The sequence below is a fragment of the Staphylococcus sp. HMSC65H10 genome (genome assembly GCF_001839185.1).
Taxonomy (GTDB): domain Bacteria; phylum Bacillota; class Bacilli; order Staphylococcales; family Staphylococcaceae; genus Staphylococcus; species Staphylococcus simulans.
In genome coordinates this window covers 1-4,287 of the sequence record NZ_KV840297.1, presented here as the reverse complement: position 1 = coordinate 4,287, position 4,287 = coordinate 1, and the positions used below count along the sequence as shown (strand labels likewise).

At 31.9% G+C, this 4,287-nt stretch carries 5 protein-coding genes; all 5 read left to right on the top strand.

Going from position 1 to position 4,287, the window contains the following annotated elements; translation table 11 throughout:
- A partial coding sequence (locus HMPREF3270_RS00095; RefSeq protein ID WP_141763108.1) for a ParA family protein occupies positions 1-491 on the top strand: 491 nt, incomplete at its 5' end.
- Between the two features lie 85 nt (positions 492-576).
- Positions 577-819 (top strand): ribbon-helix-helix domain-containing protein, encoded by a 243-nt coding sequence (locus HMPREF3270_RS00090; protein ID WP_060804017.1) that lies wholly within the window; start codon positions 577-579, stop codon positions 817-819.
- Between the two features lie 483 nt (positions 820-1,302).
- Positions 1,303-1,719, top strand: coding sequence for a hypothetical protein (locus tag HMPREF3270_RS00085; RefSeq protein WP_060804018.1), 417 nt, complete (start codon positions 1,303-1,305; stop codon positions 1,717-1,719).
- 12 nt (positions 1,720-1,731) lie between these two features.
- Entirely contained in the window at positions 1,732-2,160 is a 429-nt protein-coding gene (locus HMPREF3270_RS00080) for a RusA family crossover junction endodeoxyribonuclease (protein ID WP_060804019.1), read from the top strand.
- On the top strand, positions 2,160-3,161 hold the full coding sequence (locus tag HMPREF3270_RS00075) for a hypothetical protein (RefSeq protein ID WP_070848138.1): 1,002 nt from the start codon (positions 2,160-2,162) through the stop codon (positions 3,159-3,161). The genes HMPREF3270_RS00080 and HMPREF3270_RS00075 overlap by 1 nt, the downstream gene beginning before the upstream one ends.
- The last annotated feature ends 1,126 nt before the right edge of the window (positions 3,162-4,287 follow it).

Genomic DNA, 4,287 nt, shown 5'->3' with positions numbered 1-4,287 from the left:
TGCAGTTATATATGTGGTTGGATGATTATTATGAAGCGTATCATCTTGATCAATACGATTATATTATTATCGATACGCATCCAGATTTCAGTACATCCACACGTAATGCCATTGTCGTCAGTCATAAAGTCATTTCTCCAAATAAGCCGAGCGGCTTTAGTGATGATTCGAATGCTAATATTGAATATCGTATTAATAAATTGAAAAAAGAGCTCATAGATTTTAAAACGAGAGAAAGTTATGTCACAGCCAAATTATTTTATGTTGGAAATATGGTTAAACATAATACAAAATCATCCATTGCTTTTAAAGAAGCAATTAAAAATAATTCAAACTACATCACATATTTTCCAGACAAAGAATTAATTACACGTAGTGTCTTAGAGAAAAAGTCGATTGTTAAGATGAAAAAAAATTCCAAATTATATGCGAAGGAAAAAACATTTTTTGATCAATTCAGTGAGAAATGTAAAGCAATCAAAGATGCATAGCTGATGTAATATAACATATCAATAATTTTATATGCTTTGAAGAAAATAATAATATATCAATTAATAACTAAGGAGGGCCTGAGCTATGGCATTTAATAAAAAATATACACAAGATGATCAAAATATTGAGAAAGCATTAGAAGAAGCAGCATCACCGGATGTTTCATATAAAAAAATAGAAATTAAAAAGGGCAAAGTCAAAGAAAACAAAGCAAGATACCAATTTATGTTACAACCATCAGTCAGAAAAAAGCTGGATGAATTAGTCAAAGAAAATAATTATTCATCTTCATCAGAATTTTTAAATGAACTGATCAAGCAATTGTAATCAGGCATCGATGAAGCTAAGGACACTACTGATAAAATCTATTCTTCAACAAGAATAGATTTTCATTTATCAAAAACCACAAGTATACACATAAATATATAGATAAGTACAAATATATACGTATTCATGTGTATGTTTATACACACTAATACAATCAATTAAAGTTCTAAAAAAAGAACTATAAAAAATAAGGTTTTTTATTTTAAAATAGTTCATATTAAAGAACTCAGTGAGTAATAGATGATTTAAGTTCAATGTTTTTCTATATAAAGTACTTTAATACAATGAGTTTTTACTATTTAATTATATAATCATTAAAGTTATTATGATACGTCGGAAAACTTTAAAATTATACCTAATGACCTTTATAGGGCGAATCTGGTTAAGTGTTTGAATTGAATCAATACACCGAAATGAAACGTATTAAATCCGTCATTTAAAATAACGAATATAAAACATATTAATCAAAGAGGTGAAGTGTCTATGGCAAATACAAGAACACAAAAGCCAATAACGATGGCTAAAACGAAAAGTGAAAATATTGCATCATGGTTTATTAATGAAGCGCATTGGAAATTATTGAGTGAGCAGTTAGAACTAGGTAAGACAGCAGTTTTTAAATATAAGAAGCATGTAAAAGAGCTCAGTGAAAGTAAAAGTGCCTTTGATGCTTTAGCGGAAATCTTTACAGTTAAACAATTAAACACTGTGATTGCAATGTTTAACGACTATATAGAGCACCCAGAAAAATATGAAAAAACGAAGAAAAAAGCTGAAGTAGATCTCGAGCAGCAAGAAGAAATAGTACAAAAACACATTAATAGTATGAATACGGATTATTTAAAGTACAAAAATGAGTCGAAACGTACTAAAACTTCCGACAATAAGGGGCAATCTTAGGAGGTTGGATGTATGAGCAAAGTATGGCGGTATACCATCAACCTTGCACCGATGGCAACGCCAAGGCCGCGTCATCGCTTTTTAGGAGATGGCAGAAAGATTACGTATTATGATCAAGCGTATATAGACTATATAGATGCTGTACAGGCACAATTGGAAGCTGATCAGGCATTGAATGAAGATTTTTTCGATATTATACACACGCCTTTAGGTGTTAAAGCGGAAATTATGTTTTATGTTCAAGCGCCTAGGAGTCAAAAGAGACTTAAACAGATTACACGTACAACAGCACCTGATATAGATAATTTGCTTAAAGCAGCGCTCGACAGTATTTTCAAAGGCTTAGATGTCAAGGATAGTCGAGTAGTAATGGTAACGATGGCAAAATTTCAAGAGATGGATTATCCGAGAACAGAAATTGTCTTAAGGGGAATCGAATGATGGCAGTCACAAACCTAGATAAGTTTATAAAAATAGAAGAGATGATGTACCAAGCAGAAGGAGAGATGGCACGCTATTTGCGACAATTAGAAACACGTTATCATTATATGAATGTGCTAAGACAGGAATATAGTCATCTATCACATGGATTAATACAAATTGAGCAATTTTTACAGAGAGAAATCGAAGAATTTGAAGATGAAATACCTGATTTGGAAGCTGACGAGGATGTAAAGGTTGTTAAAGAGAGTGCGCTGAAGAAGATAGAGAATCATATAGAGACGTTAGAAGAAGATAATATTTATCATGAATATGATGAAGATATTAAGCAGTTGATAGAGGTTAGAGACAGCTTAGAATCAGAACTTGATATTGATGTCTTATATCAAGTATGGCTTGTTTTAAAGCAGAAAAATATAAGTATCGAAGAGATTGATGTTTTATTGGAACTAATTAAGAGCTATGAGGATTATACTTATGTTGATGTTATAGCTTACTTGATAGGACGTGTATCGCGTATCAGAAGTGAATATGTATCGAGTTTCGTTATTTTCAGAGAAGCATGTACAGCTGGAGATGAAATAGCACAAGAAATTGAGCAGATTATTGGTGAATTGGAAGATACGGGCTATTGCCGAGAAGCTCAGCTGCTATCAGAGATCAAACCAGATACTACAGAAGAGAGAGGGAAACGTCCGGACCCTGAACCGCTTCTGATGTTGCTCAGCCCTATTAAAAGTTCTGGTCTATCATACTATCAGAGTCATAACCGTAAATCAGATTCATATGCATTAAATATGGCTTTTGCTAAAGAGATTGCATACACTAGAAGAGCTTTATTGGAAGATCGAGAGTATATTGGTACAAAAAATGCCTTTAATAGATTAAATATGGCTTTTAAAGAGTTATCAGCGTATATGTATGCAAGGTTTCATCAATTAGGCGGAACCCCTAATAATTATCATGGGCATGAAGATAGAAAGAAAAGAAAGGCACCTTAATCAAGTTAAGGTGCCTTTAAGTCGTTGTAATCGTGTGACTTAAGAAAAAATAGAGGTAAAATTAAACCAGCATGACTCACTATTGAATTATTTATCAATCAATAGGCGAGTACATATTGGTTGTTTTTTCATATAAGCTAGCAGAGGTTGAGGCTAGCTTGTATGATTGCTTCTACAGAAGTTTCAATAACCTCTGTAGAAGCATTGAAAACAGAATAAGGTTATATCCCAAAAAAGGATGGCCTGCCATTATTATAGTATGTAAAAATGATAAGGACAATTCTTAAAAATTCGATGTTTTAGAATTTAATAAAATGGGATTGTGTGCAAGAAATCTAAATGATAAGGAGAAAAATAAATCTACTTATTGATATAAGAAAAAGGGACATCTATAAAATTAAGATGTCCCAATACTACTGTCATGATTTACCATGACAAAGCTGGAGTATAGGTGTTATTAAAATGCATGTATCAAACTGCTTTCACAGTGATTGTAACAGTGATGATAGTTAGAATCACTGTTAGGCGAGAGTCAAAACGTAGGTCATGTCTCAAAAGGAATGACCTACTCTTATCCTAGCACGTAAAAGCACTGAGGACAATTTTAACAAGGAAACGTATGTTTACTTTAGTGATAGTTTAGCTAAAAAGGTAAATTATGAGGTTATGCAAGATGTTAGACACGTTATAACAGTCATCAAAATTTATGCATACGCAGTAGAATAAGTGATCAACACTTAGAAAACAATATTTTAGAGAGTAGATAACTCAGCGTAAGATGTTATCGAATAGTTTTATAGCGAGTCATAAAGAGGGACGTCATCTACAAAGGTGGCGTTCTTTTTTTGATTAGGGTATAAGTTCGCGAAAACGAACTGAAATATAAGTATATTTAAATGGATGATAAAATTTAAACATAACATTTTAAAAGAAATAAGTAAAACGAAAATGTCCAAAAGAATAGGTAATAACAAACTGAAGAATAGAGAATAAAGCTAAATAAGAACAAAGAATATTATAGAAAAAATCATAATAGGCAGCATTCAAATAAGTTCGTAAAAACGAACCAAAATAAACGAAAATAAATTTAGTTCACAAAAACGAACCGAAGAACATGTACTATGGG

Excerpts from the sequence above, each read along its gene's own strand:
- HMPREF3270_RS00090 (WP_060804017.1), top strand. The coding sequence starts at position 577 with ATGGCATTTAATAAAAAATATACACAAGATGATCAAAATATTGAGAAA.
- HMPREF3270_RS00085 (WP_060804018.1), top strand. The coding sequence starts at position 1,303 with ATGGCAAATACAAGAACACAAAAGCCAATAACGATGGCTAAAACGAAA.
- HMPREF3270_RS00080 (WP_060804019.1), top strand. The coding sequence starts at position 1,732 with ATGAGCAAAGTATGGCGGTATACCATCAACCTTGCACCGATGGCAACG.
- HMPREF3270_RS00075 (WP_070848138.1), top strand. The coding sequence starts at position 2,160 with ATGGCAGTCACAAACCTAGATAAGTTTATAAAAATAGAAGAGATGATG.